Source organism: Virgibacillus sp. LDC-1, from assembly GCF_030137545.1.
Classification (GTDB): domain Bacteria; phylum Bacillota; class Bacilli; order Bacillales; family Amphibacillaceae; genus LDC-1.
In genome coordinates this window covers 20,602-42,764 of record NZ_JARUVL010000003.1, presented here as the reverse complement: position 1 = coordinate 42,764, position 22,163 = coordinate 20,602, and the positions used below count along the sequence as shown (strand labels likewise).

Genomic DNA, 22,163 nt, shown 5'->3' with positions numbered 1-22,163 from the left:
GTGGAAGTTAGATGAAAGCAGTAATTCAACGAGCAAGTAATGCGTCAGTAACGGTTGACAATCAAATTATCGGGGCAATTGATAACGGGTATGTCATTCTCTTAGGTGTAACGCATGAAGATTCGATGGAGGATGTCGCATATCTCGTTCAAAAAATTGTTCATTTACGGATATTTGAAGATGAAGAAGGTAAAATGAACTGGTCTCTAAAGGATGTAAATGGCGCGGTGTTATCTGTTTCACAGTTTACATTGTATGCAGATACGCGCAAGGGACGCAGACCTAGTTTCGTTAAATCTGCTCGACCTGAAATGGCTGAAACACTTTATGAGCAATTTAATGACCAATTAAAAGCAGAAGGAATACATGTAGAAACTGGGGAGTTTGGTGCGATGATGGATGTACAGTTCACTAATGTTGGTCCTGTTACCATCATTATTGACTCGAAGGATAAATAACCTGTTATGGAAAGAACATTGAAGTAGGAATCATTTATAATATAGGTTGAACAAGAAAAAGGAACTATTTTTAGTTGATAGCTGCTAGAAATTAGAAAAGGCATAGTCGTAAAAATTGCGGCTATGCCTTTTTGATGTGAATACAATTTTAATTGAATCTCACCTGCTAAAATATCGTTCTAATCCACTTACAATTCCTTTTACGAGCTTTTTTTGATATGCGTTTGTTTGTAACAGCTGTTCCTTTTCAGGATTAGAAATAAAGCCAAGCTCTAGTAAAATTGCCGGTTTCAAATTTTGACGTAATACTTGAAAATCAGCAAATGCAGTGCCTCGATCCTTTGCTGTAGTTTCATTTATTAGTTCTTTTTGAACAAAGGAAGCTAACGCTTGGTTTTGCGTATGATAGAAATAGGTGCCTATCCCTGTAACAGAAGGAGCCTCGGGGAAGCTGTTATAATGGAGGCTAATAAACGCATCTGTATTCATGATATTAGAAAGGCTTGTCCTGCTTGCAAGCGAAATGTATTCATCCCTTGATCTCACAAGAATTACCTCTGCTCCAAGAGTCGTTAACTCTTGCGCTAATTCCTGTGCTGTTCGCATTGTCATGCTTTTTTCGATAGAGTCCTTTGCCCCTAACGCACCAACATCTCTTCCACCATGCCCCGCATCAATAATGATCACTTTATTTTTTAATCCTTTTGAAGAATGAAAACTAGTCTCCTCAACTAATGCTTTATGTAAATAACCTTCTCCGTTTTCACCTTTTACTTTTAACCATTCCTCTTGCTCGTCGATAACCTTCAATTTCGTTCCTTTATCAACAAAATAATTGATTTCCGATGTGGTAGATGGTGCTTCTCTAATTTGCGTATGGTCATAGATAACATTAATTTCATTTGATTGCATGTCTTGGTTAGTTGGAGCATTCGCTTTTTTCTCCGGTTGTATTGTTGTGTATTCTTTTGTGACCCAGCCTGTCTTTTCAGCAAGCTGAATTTCAATCCATTCACCATCTTCATTTAGGATGGTGTATTTCTCATTGGTATGTACTTTCGTTATGACTTCAAATTGCGTTCCAGGGCCTTCTCGGACATTGAGATGATCCGTCATTATGATGGCTTCATCGGCATAGACTGTTGTACTAAATAAGGAAGCAATTAAACCGATTAATAGCACTGACCACAAATTTATTTTACGAGCCATTGCACCACTCCTAAATTTTTTTCGAAACAAAATATTTCTCCCTTTATTTTAATAAAAACAATTGATTAAGGCAAAGCTAGATAGAAAAAGGGAGAGAATGAATATGCGATATCATGAAAAACAGTGGGCAACAAATGCAAACCAAGATATTTTTCAAGTTGATTTTCATCGGTTTATAGAGCTTTATGGAGATGCTACCCATATGGAAATTGCTGAAGAGCTTGGAATTTCTTTAGGTGAGGTAAAAGCATTAAAGAAAAAACTCAATCGTGCTTGACTTTATCCCCATTTCCAATTATTATAGTATTCATTCATAATTAAATAAACGAAAATATCCGATGATGGAAAAAGTAGTTGGTTGTCATTAGTCTAGAGAGAAAATGTCGTGGCTGAAAGCATTTTTACTTTATGCACCAATGAAGGACGTTCCTGAGGATCTATATTGAACCATTTAAAGTAGATATAGACGAGTTGCAGGCGTTAACTGTGTAAAAGAGGGTGCATTTTTTTCGTGCATCAATCAGGGTGGCAACGCGGGTAACTCCCGTCCCTTATATATTATATATAAGGGACGGGAGTTTTTTAATTGGTAGTATTTTTCTTGCCGCTTATTCGATAATCATTATTATTATTTATTACATTTATACAGAATGGATCAATTGGAGGGATTGAAATGATTATAAAGGCTCCTAGAGGAACTGCAGACATATTACCAATAGAAGCTAAAAGATGGCAATATGTAGAAGATCAAATTAAGAAGGTATGTGAAAGGTACCATTATGATGAAATTCGAACGCCAGTATTCGAACATACCGAAGTTTTTCAGCGTGGGGTAGGGGATTCTACGGATATTGTCCAAAAAGAAATGTACACCTTCGAGGATAGAGGTGGAAGAAGTCTCACGTTACGTCCAGAAGGAACTGCTGCTGTAACGAGAGCCTTTGTTCAAAATAAATTATATGGTGATCCGAGTCAGCCTGTGAAGCTATATTATTTTATGCCGATGTTTCGTTATGAAAGGCCACAACAGGGTAGGATGAGACAGTTAAATCAATTTGGTGTGGAAGTATTAGGAAGTGCCGACCCTGCCGTTGATGCAGAAGTCATTGATCTTGCTATGACCTGTTATCAAGAACTTGGCCTTCGTTCTTTAAAACTCGTTATAAATACGTTAGGGGATAAAGAAAGCAGAGCAGCATATCGCCAAGCATTAATTGATTATTTCGCACCTGTAAAAGAAGAACTGTGTCAGGATTGTCAGAGCCGATTAAATCAAAATCCGATGCGAGTCCTTGATTGTAAAACGGATCGTAATCATCCAGCAATGGAAAATGCCCCATCGATCTTGGATTATTTAAACGAAGAAAGTAAACAGTATTTCGAACAAGTAAAAACATACTTAACAATGATGGGGATTGCTTATGAGGTTGATCCAAATCTTGTGCGTGGACTTGATTATTATAATCATACAGCATTTGAAATTATGAGTGAGGCAGAAGGATTTGGCGCAATTACTACATTAGCCGGTGGTGGAAGATACAATGGTCTCGTGGAAGAGCTTGGAGGACCAAGTACTCCTGGTATCGGTTTTGGAATGGGAATAGAGCGCTTATTAATGGCTTTAGAAGCAGAGAAGAAGGATATTCCAGTAGACGAATCCTTGGATTGCTTCGTCGTTACAATGGGAGATGAAGCAGCTAAGCAGGCTGTATTGCTTGTTCATGAATTGCGTACACATGGAATTCAAGTCGATAAGGATTACCAAGGAAGAAAAGTGAAAGCACAGTTTAAAGCTGCAGATCGATATAAAGCAAAGTATGTACTCGTGCTTGGCGATGAAGAGTTAGAGATGCAAGTGATTAATTTAAAGGATATGGATACAGGGGATCAGATTCAAGTACCATTAACAGAATTAGCTGTTATTATGCAGGAAAAGCTTCAAGGAGGAAAATAAGATGAGTGAACGCGTATTTGCGGGGACATTGGGAATAGAGAATATTAGTAAAACAGTGCTTTTAAAAGGTTGGGTTCAAAAAAGAAGAGACCTAGGTGGACTGATCTTCATTGATCTACGTGACAAATCAGGAATTGTTCAGATCGTATTCAATCCTGAAGTTTCAAAGCAAGCACTAGAAATAGCCGAAATGGTTCGAACAGAGTTTGTAATAGAAGTAAGTGGAAATGTTGTTGCGCGCGATAATGCAACGGTTAATCCGCATATGCAAACAGGAAAAATTGAAGTTATAGCAACGGATATTACGGTCTTAAATAAATCAAAAAATCCTCCATTTCTAATTCAAGATGACACAGATGTATCTGAGGATTTACGATTAAAATATCGTTATATGGATTTACGAAGAAATGTTCTACAAGAAACATTTAAGCTAAGACATCAAGTTACCCAAGAAGTTCGTACGTTCCTAAATAACAATGCGTTTCTAGAAATGGAAACGCCGATATTAACAAAAAGCACACCAGAAGGAGCACGTGATTATCTTGTTCCAAGCAGGGTTCATCCTGGCGAGTTTTATGCGTTGCCGCAATCTCCACAGTTATTTAAGCAGTTAATCATGATGAGTGGATTTGAGCGCTATTATCAAATTGCCCGTTGTTTTCGGGATGAGGATCTTCGTGCAGATCGCCAGCCAGAATTCACACAAATTGATATTGAGACATCCTTTATGACAAGCGATGAAATCATGGAAATGACAGAAAAAATGATGCAGCAGGTTATGAAAAATGTAAAAGGAATTGATCTTACATTGCCATTACCTCGGATGAAGTATGATGATGCCATGGCAAGATTTGGTTCTGATAAGCCGGATACACGGTTTGCGATGGAATTAATTCATGTTTCGGATATCGTAGCACAGTCATCGTTTAAAGTATTTCAAAACGCGGTAGAAAATGGAGGGGAAGTAGCGCTTTTAAACGTAAAAGGTCAAGCTGCTAGCTTTTCTCGCAAGGATATTGATAAGTTAACAGATTATGTAAAAATATACGGTGCGCAAGGTCTTGCATGGCTCAAAGTAGAAGGATCAGAGTTAAAAGGCTCAATTGCAAAGTTCTTATCAGAAGAAGAAGCAATCGCGATAAAAGAAAAAGCAGAGGCAACGGATGGAGATTTATTGTTGTTTGTTGCAGATAAAACAGCAGTTGTCTACGATAGCCTTGGTGCACTTCGATTAAAGCTAGGAAAAGATTTGAATTTAATCGATCATTCGAAATTTAATTTTCTTTGGGTTACAGATTGGCCATTATTTGAATATGATGAAGAGGCAGGCAGATATTCAGCAGCACATCACCCGTTTACGATGCCAGCTGAAGATGATATGGATAAGTTAAGAAGCGCGCCACAAACAGTACGGGCTGTCGCATATGATCTTGTATTGAATGGTTATGAGCTCGGTGGCGGTTCTCTCCGTATTTATAAGAAAGAGCAACAGGATACAATGTTTGAAGTGCTTGGATTTACGAAAGAAGCTGCACGAGCACAATTTGGTTTCTTATTAGATGCATTAGAATATGGAGCTCCTCCTCATGGTGGTATCGCTTTAGGATTAGATCGTATTATCATGTTATTAGCAGGAAGATCTAACTTACGCGATACGATACTGTTCCCGAAAACAGCATCTGCTTCAGATCCATTAACAGAAGCACCAAGTAAGGTTAGTGAGGACCAGCTTGAGGATCTCTCGATAAGACTAGCTAAAGAAAATATGCTAAACCAATAAAAATGTTAGGAAACTGTAAATTTTGTAACTTATACTTCACATGTAGGGATATTGAAATACTGTTCTCGCTATGTTAAAATTAATTTACAATATTAAACAATTATTTTGTTGAAAAATCAATCCTGATATGTTCGTCTATTTCCATCGTTTTGACCGAACATTTCTATATTTGGGAGCTCCACTTGTTTTTATATGACGTGCAGGCCTCGATTGGGCACAAGAGGAAGCACAACATGTAAAACAGAGCACCCACCTGCCGAGAGCGGGATCAAAACAATACAGTAGACGGCATTATTGGGATTGATTTTACATAGCAGAACAATTATTAAGGGCTTCCCTTTCGTTTCTTCTTTAAACGATGGGAAGCCCTGTTTGTTAGTTACCTGAGCTTTGTGCTAATTGCTCTAAGTTACCGTTTTTATCCATTTTAAATGCAGGGGCTTGAAAGCTATCATGGTCATCAAGCACCGTCATTTTTCTAGCTCGATCCATAATTTGGACAAATACTTGATAGTCTTCTTGAATTGTTTGGAGTCGATACTCTGTTTCTTTTAGTTGGTTTTCAAGTGCATACACTTTGTTTTTGAGCTTCTCATTTTCTCGCTTTGTTTGTTCGAGCGTTATTTTTGATTGATTAGAAGCATAGTAATCTTTTTTTAGGTGAGTTAAAAAATGAATCACAGAGTCTAGTGAAATAGAACTTTCTTCTATCGGATTTTTCTCCGTGTTATCCAAATTCGCTGGCAATGCTAGCACTGGCTGTGTTTTACTCGTCTGCTTCCCATGTGTTTGCAACGCTCGTTTTTTCTCTTTTCGTTGTCTTTTGGCAAGATCAATGGCATTTTCATACTTTTTTCTAATCTCTGCATTCCAACGAAACCCGCAAGCTGCAGAAGTTCGGTTTAATTTATCTCCCACTTCTTCGAATGCATTTAATTGTGTACTTCCATCACGAATGTGACGCAAAACGGTTTCAGCTAATAGTAGGTCGTCTTCATGTGACCATGCATCTTGTCTTACTTTAGCCATTAAGTTTCAGCTCCCTTTCCATATCAGCATTTTATGTCTATGAATGTTGAATAAAAAGTCTTGTAGCCTTTCTTTTTATGGAATTAGACTTTTTCACCTAGACAAATGTTTATATTAGCTTTGCCGATAGAAGGGAGAATTATACTAGCTTCCTTGTAATTTTAAAGATACTTTAATGTGATTGATCATTTTTTAGTTTTTCATACACTTGTTTAAATGCTTTTTCAAATTTCCCGTTGCTTTTCGGATGATAATACTGTTTATGCTTTATCGTATCAGGCAAGTATTGCTGTTTCACCCACCCATTTTCCGCATTATGCGGATACTGATATTCTATTCCTCTGCCTAGTTCGGAAGCACCTTTATAGTGTGCGTCCTTTAAATGATTCGGAATATCTCCACTTTTACCTTTACGAATATCTGAAAGTGCGGCATCAAGCGCTTTATAAGCTGTATTAGATTTTGGTGATAAACACAATTCCACAATCGCAACAGCAAGGGGAATGCGTGCTTCCGGAAATCCAATTCGTTCAGCTGCTTGAACAGCAGCGACTGCCCGCGGACCTGCCTGTGGATTCGCAACACCAATATCCTCGTAGGCAGTAACAATCATTCTTCTTGCAATACTATCTAAATCTCCTGCTTCAATTAATCTTCCTAAATAGTGAAGTGCCGCATCTACATCACTACCACGAATAGATTTTTGAAATGCAGATAATACGTCATAGTGAGCGTCTCCGTCTTTATCATGTGAAAAGCTCTTTTTTTGCATGCATGTTTCGGCGATTTCAAGTGAAATATCGATTGAATCAAGCTCGTTTTTAGGTGTTGAATAGACAGCGAGCTCGAGACCATTTAATGCCGATCGCAAATCCCCATTCGATGCAAAAGCAAAGTGGTTAAGTGCATCTTCTGCTAAGTTAATATGGACATTACCTAATCCTTCTGTTACATTTTCCATTGCACGATAAAGTGCAAGCTTTACTTCTTCTGTTGTTAAAGGATGTAATTCAAATAAATGGCATCTGCTGCGTATTGCCGGATTAATCGAATGATACGGATTGCTCGTAGTACAACCGATTAGTGTAATTAAATTACTTTCTAGATGTGGTAGTAAAAAGTCCTGTTTTGCTTTGTCTAACCGATGTACTTCATCGAGAATTAAGACGAGGTGCCCGGTCATTTTCGCTTCTGCAACGATTATTTCCATATCTTTCTTTTTATCTACAACTGCATTTAGCATTTTAACAGGTAATTGAAGACTTTTTGCTAGGGCGGTTGCCATTGACGTTTTCCCTGTACCAGGCGGACCAAATAAGATCATTGATGCTAATCGTTCTGCTTGAACCATTCTGGATAATATTTTTCCTTCGCCAACAAGATGCTTTTGACCAATAATTTCTTTTATGTGGGAAGGGCGCATTCGATATGCTAATGGCTGTTGATTCATGTTAATCGTCCTTTACTAATAATAGAATGATAATTTAAGGTTAATCATGAAATGGATAAAATGCAAGATGGACATTGTTCATGATATAATATCATGTATTATAAATGTGAACGAATGATATGTACGCTAGTCATGTAATTGCGAATTCACGCATGCATATTGGAATAGAATTGTTTATTTAAATAGAGGTGTTTGAAATGAAGATATCTACAAAAGGACGATATGGATTAACGATTATGATCGCTTTGGCTAAAAATTACGGAGATGGTCCTACGCCTTTAAAGGCGATTGCTAAAGCACATCAGCTTTCGGAAAATTATTTAGAGCAACTTGCAACGCCACTTCGTAATGCAGGGTTAATTCAAAGTGTTCGTGGTGCTTATGGAGGCTATAAATTACCTTGTAAACCAGAAGAAATCAGTGCAGGTGATATTATTCGTGTTTTAGAAGGCCCAATCACTCCAGTAGAAGGAATTGAGGATGAAGAGCCTGCGAAGCAAGCACTTTGGCTTCGTATTCGAGATGCGGTAAAAGATGTTTTAGATAATACGACCTTAGAGGATTTAATCCGTCACGAGCTTGATGAGCCAAAGGAAGCGTACATGTTTTATATTTAGACGGAATGTTTTTTAAAGGAAGGAAAGGATAGAACATGGAAACAATTTATTTAGATCATGCTGCAACAACACCAATTGATCCAGCAGTCATAGAAGCGATGCTTCCATTAATGTCTGATGTTTTTGGGAACCCATCGAGTGTGCATTCCTATGGGAGGAAAGCGAGACAAAGCTTGGATGAAGCAAGAAGAACAATTGCTCAACGTATTCATGCACATGAAAAAGAAGTTACATTTACAAGTGGTGGAACAGAAGCCGACAATTTAGCTTTAATCGGTACTGCTCTTGCCAATAAGGATAGAGGAAAGCATATTATCACTACCGTTCAGGAGCACCATGCGACATTGCACACGGCTGAGTATTTAGAGCGTGAAGGATTCGAGGTAACGTATTTACCAGTTGATGAAAATGGTGTAATAAAAGTGGAGGACGTTCGTGAAGCACTTACGGCTGAAACGATTCTCGTATCGGTGATGTATGTTAACAATGAAACAGGAACAATTCAACCAATACAAGAAATTGGTGATTTATTAAAGGAGCATCAAGCTTATTTTCATACAGACGCAGTTCAGGCATTTGGACTGTTAGAAATAGATGTGAAGAAAATGGGGATTGACTTATTAACGGCCACCGCACATAAAATAAATGGTCCTAAAGGAATTGGTCTTTTATATGCTGGGAAGCATGTGAAGCTGCAGCCACTCGCTTATGGTGGAGAGCAAGAACGAAAAAGGCGCCCTGGAACGGAAAATGTAGCGAATGTGGTAGGATTTCAAAAAGCGGTAGAACTTCGCACGAACAAGGAAGCTGAATACCGAAATTTATACCAGGCATACAAGGAACTATTTATTCAAACGCTGCAAGAGGAAGGAATAGCCTTTGAAGTCAACGGGAAATTGGAAAATACCATTCCATCTATTATTAATATTAGCTTTCCACACATGAACGTGGAATCGTTGCTTGTTAATTTTGATTTAAATGGTGTTGCAGCATCAAGTGGCAGTGCATGTACAGCTGGATCAATTGAACCATCACATGTATTGGTTGCTATGTATGGAGCAAATAATGAACGTACAAAAAACGCCGTTCGGTTTAGCTTTGGATCGGCAAATACAAAGGAAAATGTAAAAGAAGCAGCCGAGCGAGTTGCAGGAATCGTGAAACGAATGATGAAGAATAGGTAGGTGTTACAGCATGAACGATAATCAGCATATTAGAGTAGTTGTTGGGATGAGTGGTGGTGTTGATTCATCAGTGGCGGCTCTCCTTCTTAAACAGCAAGGTTATGATGTGGTAGGAATATTTATGAAAAACTGGGATGACACAGATGAAAACGGGGTATGTACCGCAACTGAGGATTTTGACGATGTGGTACGTGTATGTAATCAGCTTGATATTCCGTATTATGCGGTTAATTTTGAAAAACAATATTGGGATAAGGTTTTCACTTATTTTCTAGATGAATATAAGGCAGGCAGAACACCAAATCCAGATGTTATGTGTAATAAAGAAATTAAATTTAAAGCATTTATGGATCATGCCATGTCGCTCGGTGCGGATTTTTTAGCAACCGGACATTATGCGCAAATTCGTGAACAGGATGGTAAGGTAGAAATGCTTCGTGGTGTCGATCAAAATAAGGATCAAACATACTTTTTAAATCAATTATCTGCCGATGTGCTTAAAAAAGTAATGTTTCCACTCGGACATCTTCCGAAAAAAGAAGTGAGAAAAATCGCGCTAGAGCACAATCTTGTTACAGCAACGAAAAAAGATAGTACAGGGATTTGCTTTATTGGTGAACGGAATTTTAAAGAGTTTTTAAGTAATTATTTACCAGCACAACCAGGAGAAATGCAAACCTTCGATGGTGTTGTAAAAGGCAAGCATGATGGGCTGATGTATTATACATTAGGTCAGCGTCAAGGATTAGGTATAGGCGGTCCAGGAGAGCCATGGTTCGTTGTTGGGAAAAACCTTCAAAAGAATATCCTTTATGTAGAGCAAGGATATACACATGATAGCTTGTATTCTGATGGATTAATTGCCACGGATGTGAATTGGATAAATCCAGTAGAATCGGCACCATCGTTTTCTTGCACCGCTAAATTTCGTTATCGACAAGCGGATAGTGAGGTAAAAGTAGAGGTATTAGAGGATGGCAATGTACGTGTAATATTTCGAGAGCAACAGCGTGCGATTACACCTGGACAAGCGGTTGTTTTTTACCAAGATGACGTGTGTCTAGGTGGAGGAACGATTGATAAAGTATTTAAAGATGGAAGCTTTTTAGATTACGTTGGTTAAGCCAATGATGGAAACGAAATTTTAACATGGATAAGGGAGTTTTTTCATGGATACTATCCAATTAGCGATTGAACAAATGAAGCATCATAATTATGAAGAAGCTGCACGTCTATTTAATGCATACATTGAAGCGCATCCAGATGATGCACTAGGATATATTAATTTCGGTAATTTATTGATGCATATTAATGATCAAGGCCGTGCACAACGATTTTATGAGCGGGCTTTAGAATTAGATCCACATGCAGCTACAGCCTTTTATGGGCTAGGAAATGTTTATTATGAACAATCTCTTTACCCGAAGGCACAAGAAAATTATCAAAAAGCGATTGAATTAGGACTTGAAGAAGGTGATGTGTATTATATGCTCGGTATGACCTTCCAAAAAGAGGAGCATTTTAAACTAGCATTGCCCTATTTTCTAAGAGCAACAGAGCTAGAAGAAGATCATATTGATAGTTTGTTCCAATATGGACTTGCGTTAGCACAAAGTAATCATCTAGCTGATGCGAAATCCGCGTTTGAACAAGTGTTAAATAAAGATCAAGAGCATAGTGATGCCCATTATAATTTAGGAGTAATTGCCTTGTACGAAGATGCTGTAAAGAAGGCACAGGAGCATTTTGAGCGTGCAATAGAAATACAACCAGATCATTTATTAGCAGCGAATGGGTTAAAGCGAGTTATGGAGTTTATGAATCAAGACATGTAGAAACGTGGGGTAGGACCATGGAGAACGAAATTCAAGCAGTAGAAAAAGAGTATATAAAAGGTGATCTCCTTTATACGATCTTTCAAAATGAGACCGAAAATTTTACGATTGCTAAAATTAGTGTTCGTGAAACGAATACAGCGTATCAGGAAAAAGAAATTGTTATCAAAGGGTATTTTTCATTACAGGAAAATACAAGCTATATGTTTTTCGGTCAGTTTGAACAACATCGTAAATTTGGTATGCAATACAATGTAGAATCTTACCAAACGATTATTCCCGATTCAAAAGAAGGGATCGTCGCTTACTTATCCAGCGACTTGTTTTACGGAATCGGAAAGAAAACAGCAACTCGTATCGTGGATAAGCTAGGAGCATCTGCTATTTCTAAAATTCTTCATGATCCAACCGTACTACAGGATATTCCAGGTTTAAAAAAGGAAAAAGCTGCGAATTTAGTGAAATCACTTCAGGAAAACCAAGGATTTGAACACGTAGCGGTCTATCTATCTAAATATAATATTGGACTTAAGATGGCACAGAAAATCTACCAAAATTACAAGGAAGATGCGATTGATATTTTAGAAAAGGACCCTTATCAATATGTATTTGATATTGATGGTTTTGGATTTCAAACGGCAGATGCGATTGCAAGACAAAATGGAATTGAGTTTACCCATTCAAATCGAATTGGTGCGGGTTGCTTGTATATCCTTCAGAAAAGTGTTCAAGAAGGGCATGTGTTTTTACCAGTAGACCATTGTATAAAAGAAATGAAAGAATTATTAAACCATCCATCTTATGCGCTACCTGACGAAGAAATAGAGAGCGGTATGGAAAGACTGAATCAAGAAAAGAAAATTATCATTCAGGATGGGCATGTATATATGCCTTCGCTTTATTATGCAGAGGATGGGTTCGTATCTAATTTAAAACGCATCATCGAAAACCCGATAGAAAAAGAAACAACGTTGGCAGAACTTATGACAATTATCGGCGAGATTGAGGAAGAAGAGATTCTTAGCTATGGCAAAGAGCAATTTGATGCAATCCAGCAAGCATTACATGCAAAAGTAATGATTTTAACTGGAGGGCCAGGAACAGGTAAAACGACTGTTGTCAAAGGAATCATAAAAGCCTATGCAGCCATTCACCAGCTTTCTGTAGATCCTTCTTCCTATGATAATAAGTCAGATTTTCCTTTCGTATTAACAGCACCAACAGGACGAGCGGCGAAAAGGCTGAATGAGTCAACTTCACTTCCCGCAAGAACGATTCATCGCTTGCTTGGTTGGGATGGGCATGAAGGGTTTGAAAAGAATGAGCATGAACCACTTCAAGGAAAACTCTTAATTATCGATGAGTTCTCAATGGTAGATATTTGGTTAGCCAATAGCTTATTTAAGGCCATTCCAGATGATATGCAAGTACTTCTTGTAGGGGACGAAGACCAGCTGCCATCTGTTGGCCCAGGTCAGGTGTTAGCAGATTTATTGGCAAGTGGCTGTATTCCGTTCGTTTCTTTACAAGAGGTGTATCGTCAAAAGGAAGGATCTCAAATTATTCAACTGGCACATCAAATCAAACAGGATCGTTGTACACAAGCATCCTTAAACAATGCACAGGATTTTAGCTTCCTCAATTGTCGAGATCACCATGTTGTAGATGTTGTCACGAGTGTCGTTTCGAAAGCGCTGGAAAAAGGATATGATATTAGAGATATTCAGGTGCTTGCTCCGATGTATCGTTCAGTAGCAGGTATACATGCCTTAAATAAAGCATTGCAACAGCTCATTAATCCAAAGACGAATCAAAGACGAGAGGTTAAAGCGCTGGAGGCGGTTTTTCGTGTAGGGGATAAGATTATCCAGCTTGTGAACCAACCGGAAGATAATGTCTATAATGGGGACATTGGAGAAGTAGTTGCTATTTTTACTGAGGATGAAAACGTAGACGGAGTAGAACAGCTTGTCATTTCATTTGACGGGAAAGAGGTTGTCTATGAACGTAAGGATTACGTAAATATCATGCATGCGTATTGTATTTCCATCCACAAATCACAAGGCAGTGAATTTCCAATCATTATCCTACCAGTCGTATCGTCCTATCATCGCATGCTTCGAAAAAACCTGCTTTATACAGGGATTACGAGAGCAAAGGAATCTATTATTATTTGTGGTGAAAAACAAGCATTTTTAAAAGGGGTACAAACATTGGACGTTCATCGCAGGTTTACTTCATTATCGGACCACCTGCAAGAAGCATTGACATCCACAAGTCTTCCATTAGCAGAAGCTGATGAGGAAGATGCCCTTTCACCATATGATTTTATGGACTAATATGTATACTTTTAAGTAAAGCGGGCAAGCATAACAGCAAAACCTTCTGTTTATAGGGGAGATTTTATGTTGATGCAATGTCCAAATTGTCAGAGCAAGGATTTAGGTAAAATCGGCTCACAGCAATTCTATTGCTGGTCCTGTTATATTGAAATAGCTATTGTAGGAACTGCCTTAACTGTTCATCAGGTGGAAGTAGATGGTTCATTAAGCTCACTTGATGATTTATTTAGTGATGAGGAGCGGCAAGTTCAGTGACATCGCCTAGTATAATTATTTTTCAACATACTAAGGAGATGTCATGATGCGTAAGGATATAAAACCACTTCCATATTTATATTGGATGATTTTTGGTATTATTTTGTTTCTCTTTTTATTTTTGCTCGTAAAACTATTTCCATTTTATCAAGCAGTGCTGTCCTTTCTTTGGAAATTATTTTCCCCTTTTTTAATTGCTTGCTTAATTGCGTATTTATTGTATCCGATTATCAAAAAGCTAGATAAAGTTAACGTACCAAAAACACTCTCCATCTTAAGTATTTATTTGTTGTTTTTTGGTGGAGGAGCGTATTTAGTGTATTTAATCTATCCTGTAACGGTCCAACAATTACGAGATTTAAATGCACATCTGCCTCAGCTTGTGCGTATGTATGAATCAATCATTTATCAAGTATATGAATCGACCTCTTTTTTACCAGAATCCGTTCATGATAAAATCGATCACATTATTCGTGATGCAGAAAAATACATTGAAAATTTGCTAGGTAAGCTAATTGGAGGCGTATCTAAAATATTTGATATGATCATCATGCTTACAGTTATTCCTGTTCTTGTTTTTTATTTTTTGAAGGATTACGATAAGCTAAAAGAGCGTGTGAAAGCTTATATTCCTAAAAAATACCGAAAACAGAGCAGTAGTGTCATTCATGCGATTGATGACAGTCTTGGAAACTATATTCGTGGTCAGCTTCTTGTATGTTTTTTTGTTGCGCTTGCTACGTATATTGCATTTCAATTCTTTGGAATGAAATACGCGCTATTACTAGCGATTATTATGGGGTTAACGAATATTATTCCTTATTTTGGACCGATTATTGGAGCTGCACCTGCTGTGGCGATTGCGCTCACTATATCGGGGAAGATGGTATTGTTCGTAGTAGGCACCGTTTTCGTGATTCAATTAATTGAAAGCAATCTTCTTGCTCCATACATTGTTGGAAAGAGTATTGATATTCATCCAGTTGCCATTATTTTTGCTTTGCTCTTAGGAGGACAATTAAGCGGAGTAATTGGTATGATTTTAGCTGTCCCGTTATTAACTATTTTAAAAGTAGTTGTTAGTCATATGATTATTTTTAGCCAGAACAATTGACATTTAAGATGAGATTCAATATAATAACGCATAATTGCTATATGTAAATATGTTGAAGGTAAAGAGTACATGGAGACTCAGGCTTACAAGAGAGGGATTTTCATTAGGCTGCAAGAAATCCTAGCCATTGAGCCATGGAAAGCTACACCGGAATGCGACTAATCCTCGCCGGTTTTACACCGTTATCATACTTGAGAGATGAACAGTAATTTGTTCATAACTAGGGTGGTACCGCGATTATCCTCGTCCCTGCATAAGAAGCAGCGACGAGTTTTTTGTTTGCAATTTTTTTACTATGAAAAACGGAGGAATAAAGATGAAACAATTAACATCAGCTCAAGTAAGGCAAATGTTCTTAGATTTTTTTGAGGAGAAAGGACATCGTATAGAGCCTAGCGCTTCACTTATACCAAAGGATGATCCAACGCTCCTGTGGATTAACAGTGGTGTAGCAACATTGAAAAAATATTTCGATGGCAGTGTAATCCCTGAAAATCCACGTTTAGTAAATGCACAAAAATCAATTCGTACAAATGATATTGAAAATGTTGGATATACCGCCCGTCATCATACATTCTTTGAGATGCTTGGAAACTTTTCAATCGGTGATTACTTCAAAAAAGAAGCGATTCATTGGGCTTGGGAGTTTCTAACTAGTCCGAAGTGGATTGGCTTTGATCAAGCGCTTTTATCTGTAACCGTGCATCCAGAAGATGATGAAGCATATGATATTTGGTTAAATGAAATCAAATTACCAAAAGAGCGAATTATTCGCTTGGAGGAAAATTTCTGGGATATTGGAGAAGGGCCAAGTGGACCAAATACCGAGATATTCTATGATCGTGGTGAAAAATATGGAAATGATCCTAATGATCCAGAATTATATCCTGGTGGTGAAAATGATCGCTATTTAGAAATTTGGAATCTTGTATTTTCACAATTTAATCATAATCCAGATGACACATATACTCCATTACCAAAGAAAAACATTGATACAGGGATGGGCTTAGAACGGATGGTTTCGGTAATTCAAGATGTTCCAACGAACTTTGAAACAGATTTATTCTTACCAATTATCCGTAAAACGGAAGAACTCGCAACTACTTCTTATGGGAAAAATCCAGAAAGTGATACTGCTTTTAAAGTGATTGCCGATCATATTCGGACGGTTGCTTTTGCTGTCGGAGATGGTGCCCTTCCATCGAATGAAGGAAGAGGCTATGTGCTAAGAAGATTATTACGAAGAGCAGTTCGTTTTGCAAAACAAATTGGCATCGAAAAGCCGTTCATGTATAAGCTCGTTGCGGTAGTTGGAAAAATCATGCATGACTATTATCCAGAGGTGGAAAAGCAACGTGCCTTTATTGAAAATGTAATTAAAGTTGAGGAAGAACGTTTTCATGAGACATTGCACGATGGCTTAGAAATTTTAACACGAATTTTAACAGAAGAAAAAGCAAAAAATAGTACTGTATTTCCTGGTGAAGAAGTATTCCGACTATATGATACGTATGGATTTCCAAAGGAATTGACTGAGGAATATGTAGCAGAGCATGGATTCACCATTGATGAAAAAGGGTTTAAAGCAAATATGGAAGCACAACGTGAACGTGCGCGTAATGCACGTCAGAAGGTGGATTCTATGCATGTTCAAGATAGTGTGCTTTCTGAGTTAGAAGTAGAAAGTAAATTTATTGGGTATGATGCTTTAGAAGGTGCTACCGAAATAGCTGCAATTTTAAAGGATAAAGATTATGTAGATGCTGCGAATGCGGATGATGCAGTATTTATCATTCTAAAAGAAACACCTTTCTATGCAGAAAGTGGCGGACAAATTGCGGATAAAGGTTGGATTTATACAGATACTGCTTCTGCATATGTGGAAGCTGTTAAGAAGTCACCAAAAGGGCAGCATATCCACCATGTAACGATAAAAGAAGGCACGCTTGAAGTTGGTCAGCGTGTAAAAGCGATTGTTGAATCAGATTTCCGTAATGCCGTTGTTAAAAACCATACTGCAACCCATTTACTTCACCAGGCATTAAAGGATGTGCTTGGCTCACATGTTAATCAAGCAGGATCTTTAGTAGAGCCAGATAGGCTACGATTTGATTTTTCTCATTTTGGTCCTGTTACAGCTGACGAGCTCCAAAAAGTAGAAGAGATTGTGAATGAGAGAATTTGGCAATCAATTCCTCTAACGATTGATTACAAGAAAATCGATGAAGCTAAAAAGCTAGGGGCAATGGCTCTATTTGGAGAAAAGTATGGCGATATTGTGCGTGTTGTTCAAATTGGTGATTATAGCTTAGAGCTTTGTGGTGGCTGTCATGTTCGTAATACGTCGGAGATTGGCTTATTTAAAATCGTCTCCGAAGGCGGAATTGGAGCTGGAACGCGAAGAGTAGAAGCTGTTACAAGTAAATTCGCGTATCAATTTTTAAATGAAAAGCGGTCAACGCTTCAACAAGCTGCAAGTCTGTTGAAAACAAAGGAAGAACAAGTTCCAACGCGTATTGAAGCGTTACATGATGAACTACGTGCATTACAAAAAGAAAACGAATCAATGAATGCGAAGCTTGCTAACGCAGAAGCAGCATCTATTATGGAAGAGATCGTTACAATTAAGACGATACCACTTTTAGCTCAAAAGGTAGCTGTAAAAGATATGAACCAGCTACGGACGATGTTAGATGAATTAAAACAAAAGATAAATTCTGGTGTCATATTACTAGCAGCAGAAAATGATGGAAAGGTTCAGCTTGCGGCTGGTGTTACAAAGGATTTAATCACACGTGGACTCCATGCTGGCAATTTGATTAAGGAAGCGGCTCGTCTTTGTGGCGGCGGCGGTGGTGGCCGACCAGATATGGCTCAAGCTGGTGGTAAGGATCCCGAGAAGATCGAGACTGCATTAGCATATGCACAAGATTATGTTGCGCAAGCGATCAAAAATGAGTAAGGCTTTCAGTGACGAAATGAAAATAATATAAAATTGATGCTAAACATGTTAGAATGTGTATAGTAGAGCAAAAATCGGAATGAGGTGTCACTATGAGCTCAATTGACAAAACAATGAAATTTAATTTTTCAGAAGAACCATTTGACAAGGACATTAAGCAAATTCTCTTTACGGTTCATGAAGCATTACAGGAGAAAGGTTATAATCCAATTAACCAAATCGTCGGCTATCTATTATCCGGTGATCCAGCCTACATCCCAAGATATAATGACGCAAGAAATCTCATTCGCAAGGTAGAACGAGATGAAGTAATTGAAGAGCTTGTGAAATATTATTTGGAACAGCAAAGGGAGAAATAGATGAAGCTTGTTGGATTAGACGTAGGATCGAAAACGATTGGTGTTGCTGTTAGTGATGAATTGGGCTGGACAGCGCAAGGCCTCACAACCATTCATTGGAATGAAGAAGATATCCAATCAGCAGATCTTGCACTTCAAAAAATTATAATGGAACATCGAATTGGTAAAGCTGTAATAGGACTACCTAAAAACATGAATGGAACAATTGGAGAGCGTGGAGAAGCCTCACAACGATTTGCAAAGCATGTAGAACAGGTTCATGGTATCCCAACTGAATTATGGGATGAACGACTAACAACAATGGCCGCTGAACGTGTGCTGCTAGCGGCAGATGTAAGCAGAAAAAAACGCAAAAAAGTAATTGACAAGATGGCTGCAATGATGATTTTACAAGGCTTTCTTGATCACCAACAAAAATAGGAGTGACACGATGTCATTAGAAGAAAAAGAACGTATCATAATTCCAGATGAAAACGGCGAGGAACATTTATTTGAGGTACTATTCACCTTTGATGTGGACGAAACAAAACAATCATATATTGCGGTTGCACCTGCTGAGCAAGCAAATGACGAGGAAGTTGAAGTTTATGCTTTCCGTTATGAAGAAAAAGAAGGCGATGACAATGATTTATCACTATTTCCAATTGAGTCTGATGATGAATGGGAAATGGTTGAAGAAATGATTAATACATTGGCCGAAGAAGAAAATCAATAATAAATTGTTGGCTGTTTCAACAGTGACAGGAGATCTCTTGCTTTGTTTTTAGATTTTTAAACAAAGACTGTCGCGTTGAGACAGCCATATCCTTTTTAAAAAAATAAATACATAAATAACGTATTATTATCAGGTATAGCATAACTCTCATTTTTTTAGTATAATATACCGGATGAGAGGGGTAGTCGTATGTCGAAGAAAAAAAAGACAAGCACTTATCGAGAAAACCTAAAAGCAAGAACAGAAGAAGCAAAGACGGTAAGAAAGATTGTAAGTATTATCCTTGTCTCCTTAATCTTAATTTTATTAATAGGTGGAATTTCAGGATATATGTACATAAAGTCAGCATTAAGTCCTGTTGATCCAAACAGTGAAAAAGGAATAAAAGTAGAGATTCCATTAGGGTCAAGTTCCTCTAGTATTGGCTCCATATTAGAAGAGAACGGAGTAATAAAGGATGGACGGATTTTTCGGTTTTATACAAAGTTTAAAAATGAATCAGACTTTCAAGCTGGTGACTATACATTTACAAAAGCAATGACTTTAGATCAAATCATTGAATCGTTAAAAAAAGGTCGAATTATAAAAGATCCCGTTTTTAAAGTAACGATTCCTGAAGGGAAATCAATCGATGAGATCGCTGAAATATATGCGGACAAGCTGTATTTTAAAAAAGAAGCATTTCTTGAAAAAGTAAATGATCCAAAATATATTGCTTATTTAATTGATACATATCCTGCTATTTTATCGGAGGATGTATTAAATCCAGAAATTAGGACACCATTAGAAGGTTATTTGTTTGCAGCAACGTATGATTTTTATGAGGAAGAACCGCCAATTGATACGATAGTAGAGACGATGCTGAATAAAACAAATGCGGTCGTTAATGCACACTTAGATGAGATCGGTGCGAAAGACTTAACCGTACACGAAGCACTTACGATGGCTTCGTTAGTAGAAAAAGAAGCGCAAACAGAAGATCAACGTCGTAAAATCGCGGGGATATTCTATAATCGACTTGATGTAGGAATGCGATTGCAAACAGACCCGACCGTTCTCTATGCATTAGGAAAGCATAAGGACAAAGTGTTATTAAAGGATCTTGAAGTTGATTCTCCATATAATACGTACCGAATAAAAGGGATTCCAATCGGTCCAATCTCGAATTTCTCGGAGAGCTCTTTACAAGCGGTGTTAAATCCAGAAAAAACAAAATTTAAGTACTTCTTACACGATGGGGAAGGTAATATATATTATGCTGAAACCCATGATGAACATTTAAAGTTAAAACAGCAGCATATTAAGTAAAGATCGGAAATGTGGGAGCTCGCTTTCACATTTCCCATTTTTACGTAAAAGTAAATGAAGCAAAGATATTAGTAAGTAAATGGGGTTTGAATATGAATGAAGCATTACACCATTATTTAAGAAGTCTGGTACCCTCTGCCGATGATTGGGTAAAGAAAATGCAGGAGACAGCGCATATTAATAGCGTTCCGATTATGGAGCCAGTCAGCATGGAGTTTCTATTACAACTCATTCGTCTAAAGAAACCAGCACGGATTTTAGAAATTGGTACTGCAATCGGGTATTCAGCATTACGCATGCTTGATGCTTGTCCAACCAGCCATATCGTTACCATTGAACGAGATAAAACACGCTATGATCAAGCTGTCGAATTTATCGCGAAAAGAAATAAAACAGAGCAGATTACAACTGTTTATGGAGATGCTTTAGAGAAAATCCATGACCTAACTGTTTCTCAAGAAGTGTTTGATTGTGTTTTTATTGATGCGGCAAAGGGACAATACCAACGTTTTTTTGAACTTGCGAGTCCGTTGCTTCAAAAGGGTGGTATGATTATCTCCGATAATGTATTGTTTAGAGGTCAAGTGGTGGAGCCAGAAATTGCACAGCCTCGACATCAACCAATGGTGAAAAAGCTTCGCAACTATAATGAGTGGCTCGCCCATCACCCAGACTATGTGACTACAATCGTTCCAATTGGAGATGGTGTAGCTATAAGTGTAAAAATAAGATAGTTTTTTGTTAGGTGCATAAATCGTATATAAAAAAGGAAATGTAATAGGATAGAAAGGGGATATTCCCGTGAAGGAGAAACCAGTTGTAATTGGTGTTGCCGGGGGAACTGGCAGTGGAAAGACGTCTGTTACCCGTTCAATTTGTAAGCGGTTTTCAGATAAAACAATTTTAGTAATCGAGCAAGATTATTATTATAAGGATCAAAGCCATCTTCCATTCGAGGAGCGTTTAAGCACAAATTATGATCATCCATTAGCATTTGATAATGATTTGTTAATTGATCACTTACAAGCACTATTAGCTGGGAAAATGATTGAAAAACCAGTTTATGATTATAAACTACATACACGATCTGATCGTGTGATACCTGTAGAGCCGAAGGAAGTAATCATTTTAGAAGGGATTCTTATTTTAGAAGATCCTCGATTAGTCGATCTAATGGACATTAAAGTATTTGTCGACACTGATGCAGATCTTCGTATTGTGCGTAGGCTATTACGGGATATTAAAGAGCGTGGCCGATCATTAGACTCGGTTATCGATCAATATATAAGTAGTGTACGACCTATGCATTTACAGTTTGTAGAGCCGACAAAGCGCTATGCAGATATCATTATTCCAGAGGGCGGCCAAAACCATGTAGCAGTAGACATTATGGCTACAAAAATCGAAACAATCCTTGCAAACAATAGAAAAAATAATTAAATAAAGTATTGAAAGTTTTGCTAAAATCTGCCATAGTAAGGGGTAGTATAGGTAAATAATGTATTGATCGAGCGCACACAAGTGCTGCTCGTTTTTATACTTACAAAAAAGGGATTCACTTATAACGCGTTTTCGCGTGAAGATAAAAAGGA

Annotated in this window: 21 protein-coding genes, 1 other RNA gene and 2 other annotated features; of the genes, 19 read left to right on the top strand and 3 right to left on the bottom strand. The window is 37.7% G+C overall.

Annotation, left to right across the window (positions count from 1 at the left end):
* Positions 1–11: 11 nt before the first annotated feature.
* Entirely contained in the window at positions 12–458 is a 447-nt protein-coding gene (gene dtd / locus QBK89_RS03800; protein WP_284139693.1) for a D-aminoacyl-tRNA deacylase, read from the top strand.
* 159 nt (positions 459–617) lie between these two features.
* Here the strand turns inward: dtd and QBK89_RS03795 are convergent, their stop codons facing one another.
* Entirely contained in the window at positions 618–1,667 is a 1,050-nt protein-coding gene (locus QBK89_RS03795; RefSeq protein ID WP_284139692.1) for an N-acetylmuramoyl-L-alanine amidase family protein, read from the bottom strand.
* Between the two features lie 103 nt (positions 1,668–1,770).
* Here QBK89_RS03795 and QBK89_RS03790 point away from each other — a divergent pair, with 103 nt between their 5' ends.
* The 4 genes from QBK89_RS03790 to ssrS all read left to right on the top strand — a co-directional run bounded on the left by QBK89_RS03790 (position 1,771) and on the right by ssrS (position 5,706).
* Positions 1,771–1,944, top strand: coding sequence for a sigma factor-like helix-turn-helix DNA-binding protein (locus tag QBK89_RS03790; RefSeq protein ID WP_284139691.1), 174 nt, complete (start codon positions 1,771–1,773; stop codon positions 1,942–1,944).
* Between the two features lie 52 nt (positions 1,945–1,996).
* Positions 1,997–2,222, top strand: a binding site (T-box leader).
* Between the two features lie 118 nt (positions 2,223–2,340).
* On the top strand, positions 2,341–3,621 hold the full coding sequence (gene hisS / locus QBK89_RS03785) for a histidine--tRNA ligase (RefSeq protein ID WP_284139690.1): 1,281 nt from the start codon (positions 2,341–2,343) through the stop codon (positions 3,619–3,621).
* Position 3,622: 1 nt separating this feature from the next.
* Entirely contained in the window at positions 3,623–5,401 is a 1,779-nt protein-coding gene (gene aspS / locus QBK89_RS03780) for an aspartate--tRNA ligase (protein WP_284139689.1), read from the top strand.
* A gap of 116 nt (positions 5,402–5,517) precedes the next feature.
* Positions 5,518–5,706, top strand: a non-coding RNA gene (gene ssrS / locus QBK89_RS03775) — 6S RNA.
* Positions 5,707–5,776: 70 nt separating this feature from the next.
* Here the strand turns inward: ssrS and QBK89_RS03770 are convergent.
* Both QBK89_RS03770 and QBK89_RS03765 read right to left on the bottom strand, forming a co-directional pair.
* Positions 5,777–6,430, bottom strand: a complete 654-nt coding sequence (locus tag QBK89_RS03770; RefSeq protein WP_284139688.1) for an RsfA family transcriptional regulator — start codon at positions 6,428–6,430, stop codon at positions 5,777–5,779.
* Between the two features lie 172 nt (positions 6,431–6,602).
* Positions 6,603–7,880: a replication-associated recombination protein A gene (locus QBK89_RS03765; RefSeq protein ID WP_284139687.1), complete on the bottom strand. Its 1,278-nt coding sequence runs from the start codon at positions 7,878–7,880 to the stop codon at positions 6,603–6,605.
* A 197-nt stretch (positions 7,881–8,077) separates the two neighbouring features.
* Between QBK89_RS03765 and cymR the strand changes: the two genes are divergently transcribed.
* The 14 genes from cymR to udk all read left to right on the top strand — a co-directional run bounded on the left by cymR (position 8,078) and on the right by udk (position 22,011).
* A complete protein-coding gene (gene cymR / locus QBK89_RS03760) occupies positions 8,078–8,497 on the top strand; it encodes a cysteine metabolism transcriptional regulator CymR (protein ID WP_284139686.1) in 420 nt (139 codons plus the stop codon).
* Between the two features lie 35 nt (positions 8,498–8,532).
* Positions 8,533–9,681 carry a cysteine desulfurase family protein gene (locus QBK89_RS03755; RefSeq protein WP_284139685.1) on the top strand — a complete coding sequence of 383 codons (1,149 nt, stop codon included), beginning with the start codon at positions 8,533–8,535 and terminating at the stop codon, positions 9,679–9,681.
* Positions 9,682–9,691: 10 nt separating this feature from the next.
* Entirely contained in the window at positions 9,692–10,804 is a 1,113-nt protein-coding gene (gene mnmA, locus QBK89_RS03750; RefSeq protein WP_284139684.1) for a tRNA 2-thiouridine(34) synthase MnmA, read from the top strand.
* 46 nt (positions 10,805–10,850) lie between these two features.
* Entirely contained in the window at positions 10,851–11,516 is a 666-nt protein-coding gene (locus tag QBK89_RS03745; RefSeq protein WP_284139683.1) for a tetratricopeptide repeat protein, read from the top strand.
* A 17-nt stretch (positions 11,517–11,533) separates the two neighbouring features.
* Entirely contained in the window at positions 11,534–13,855 is a 2,322-nt protein-coding gene (gene recD2 / locus QBK89_RS03740) for an SF1B family DNA helicase RecD2 (protein ID WP_284139682.1), read from the top strand.
* 72 nt (positions 13,856–13,927) lie between these two features.
* A complete protein-coding gene (locus QBK89_RS03735) occupies positions 13,928–14,113 on the top strand; it encodes a hypothetical protein (protein WP_284139886.1) in 186 nt (61 codons plus the stop codon).
* 43 nt (positions 14,114–14,156) lie between these two features.
* A complete protein-coding gene (locus QBK89_RS03730) occupies positions 14,157–15,227 on the top strand; it encodes an AI-2E family transporter (protein ID WP_330948636.1) in 1,071 nt (356 codons plus the stop codon).
* Positions 15,228–15,270: 43 nt separating this feature from the next.
* Positions 15,271–15,481 (top strand) — a binding site (T-box leader).
* A gap of 62 nt (positions 15,482–15,543) precedes the next feature.
* Positions 15,544–18,189, top strand: coding sequence for an alanine--tRNA ligase (gene alaS, locus QBK89_RS03725; RefSeq protein ID WP_284139681.1), 2,646 nt, complete (start codon positions 15,544–15,546; stop codon positions 18,187–18,189).
* 92 nt (positions 18,190–18,281) lie between these two features.
* Positions 18,282–18,548 carry an IreB family regulatory phosphoprotein gene (locus QBK89_RS03720; RefSeq protein ID WP_284139680.1) on the top strand — a complete coding sequence of 89 codons (267 nt, stop codon included), beginning with the start codon at positions 18,282–18,284 and terminating at the stop codon, positions 18,546–18,548.
* Positions 18,549–18,968, top strand: coding sequence for a Holliday junction resolvase RuvX (gene ruvX, locus QBK89_RS03715; RefSeq protein WP_284139679.1), 420 nt, complete (start codon positions 18,549–18,551; stop codon positions 18,966–18,968).
* Positions 18,969–18,978: 10 nt separating this feature from the next.
* Entirely contained in the window at positions 18,979–19,263 is a 285-nt protein-coding gene (locus tag QBK89_RS03710; RefSeq protein WP_284139678.1) for a DUF1292 domain-containing protein, read from the top strand.
* Between the two features lie 189 nt (positions 19,264–19,452).
* Positions 19,453–20,571 carry an endolytic transglycosylase MltG gene (gene mltG, locus QBK89_RS03705; RefSeq protein WP_284139677.1) on the top strand — a complete coding sequence of 373 codons (1,119 nt, stop codon included), beginning with the start codon at positions 19,453–19,455 and terminating at the stop codon, positions 20,569–20,571.
* 92 nt (positions 20,572–20,663) lie between these two features.
* Complete coding sequence (locus tag QBK89_RS03700; protein WP_284139676.1) at positions 20,664–21,305, top strand: O-methyltransferase; 642 nt, start codon at positions 20,664–20,666, stop codon at positions 21,303–21,305.
* 67 nt (positions 21,306–21,372) lie between these two features.
* Entirely contained in the window at positions 21,373–22,011 is a 639-nt protein-coding gene (gene udk / locus QBK89_RS03695; protein WP_284139675.1) for a uridine kinase, read from the top strand.
* The last annotated feature ends 152 nt before the right edge of the window (positions 22,012–22,163 follow it).

Coding starts and splice junctions, on each gene's coding strand:
- dtd (WP_284139693.1), top strand. CDS start 12: ATGAAAGCAGTAATTCAACGAGCAAGTAATGCGTCAGTAACGGTTGAC.
- QBK89_RS03795 (WP_284139692.1), bottom strand. CDS start 1,667: ATGGCTCGTAAAATAAATTTGTGGTCAGTGCTATTAATCGGTTTAATT.
- QBK89_RS03790 (WP_284139691.1), top strand. CDS start 1,771: ATGCGATATCATGAAAAACAGTGGGCAACAAATGCAAACCAAGATATT.
- hisS (WP_284139690.1), top strand. CDS start 2,341: ATGATTATAAAGGCTCCTAGAGGAACTGCAGACATATTACCAATAGAA.
- aspS (WP_284139689.1), top strand. CDS start 3,623: ATGAGTGAACGCGTATTTGCGGGGACATTGGGAATAGAGAATATTAGT.
- QBK89_RS03770 (WP_284139688.1), bottom strand. CDS start 6,430: ATGGCTAAAGTAAGACAAGATGCATGGTCACATGAAGACGACCTACTA.
- QBK89_RS03765 (WP_284139687.1), bottom strand. CDS start 7,880: ATGAATCAACAGCCATTAGCATATCGAATGCGCCCTTCCCACATAAAA.
- cymR (WP_284139686.1), top strand. CDS start 8,078: ATGAAGATATCTACAAAAGGACGATATGGATTAACGATTATGATCGCT.
- QBK89_RS03755 (WP_284139685.1), top strand. CDS start 8,533: ATGGAAACAATTTATTTAGATCATGCTGCAACAACACCAATTGATCCA.
- mnmA (WP_284139684.1), top strand. CDS start 9,692: ATGAACGATAATCAGCATATTAGAGTAGTTGTTGGGATGAGTGGTGGT.
- QBK89_RS03745 (WP_284139683.1), top strand. CDS start 10,851: ATGGATACTATCCAATTAGCGATTGAACAAATGAAGCATCATAATTAT.
- recD2 (WP_284139682.1), top strand. CDS start 11,534: ATGGAGAACGAAATTCAAGCAGTAGAAAAAGAGTATATAAAAGGTGAT.
- QBK89_RS03735 (WP_284139886.1), top strand. CDS start 13,928: ATGCAATGTCCAAATTGTCAGAGCAAGGATTTAGGTAAAATCGGCTCA.
- QBK89_RS03730 (WP_330948636.1), top strand. CDS start 14,157: ATGATGCGTAAGGATATAAAACCACTTCCATATTTATATTGGATGATT.
- alaS (WP_284139681.1), top strand. CDS start 15,544: ATGAAACAATTAACATCAGCTCAAGTAAGGCAAATGTTCTTAGATTTT.
- QBK89_RS03720 (WP_284139680.1), top strand. CDS start 18,282: ATGAGCTCAATTGACAAAACAATGAAATTTAATTTTTCAGAAGAACCA.
- ruvX (WP_284139679.1), top strand. CDS start 18,549: ATGAAGCTTGTTGGATTAGACGTAGGATCGAAAACGATTGGTGTTGCT.
- QBK89_RS03710 (WP_284139678.1), top strand. CDS start 18,979: ATGTCATTAGAAGAAAAAGAACGTATCATAATTCCAGATGAAAACGGC.
- mltG (WP_284139677.1), top strand. CDS start 19,453: ATGTCGAAGAAAAAAAAGACAAGCACTTATCGAGAAAACCTAAAAGCA.
- QBK89_RS03700 (WP_284139676.1), top strand. CDS start 20,664: ATGAATGAAGCATTACACCATTATTTAAGAAGTCTGGTACCCTCTGCC.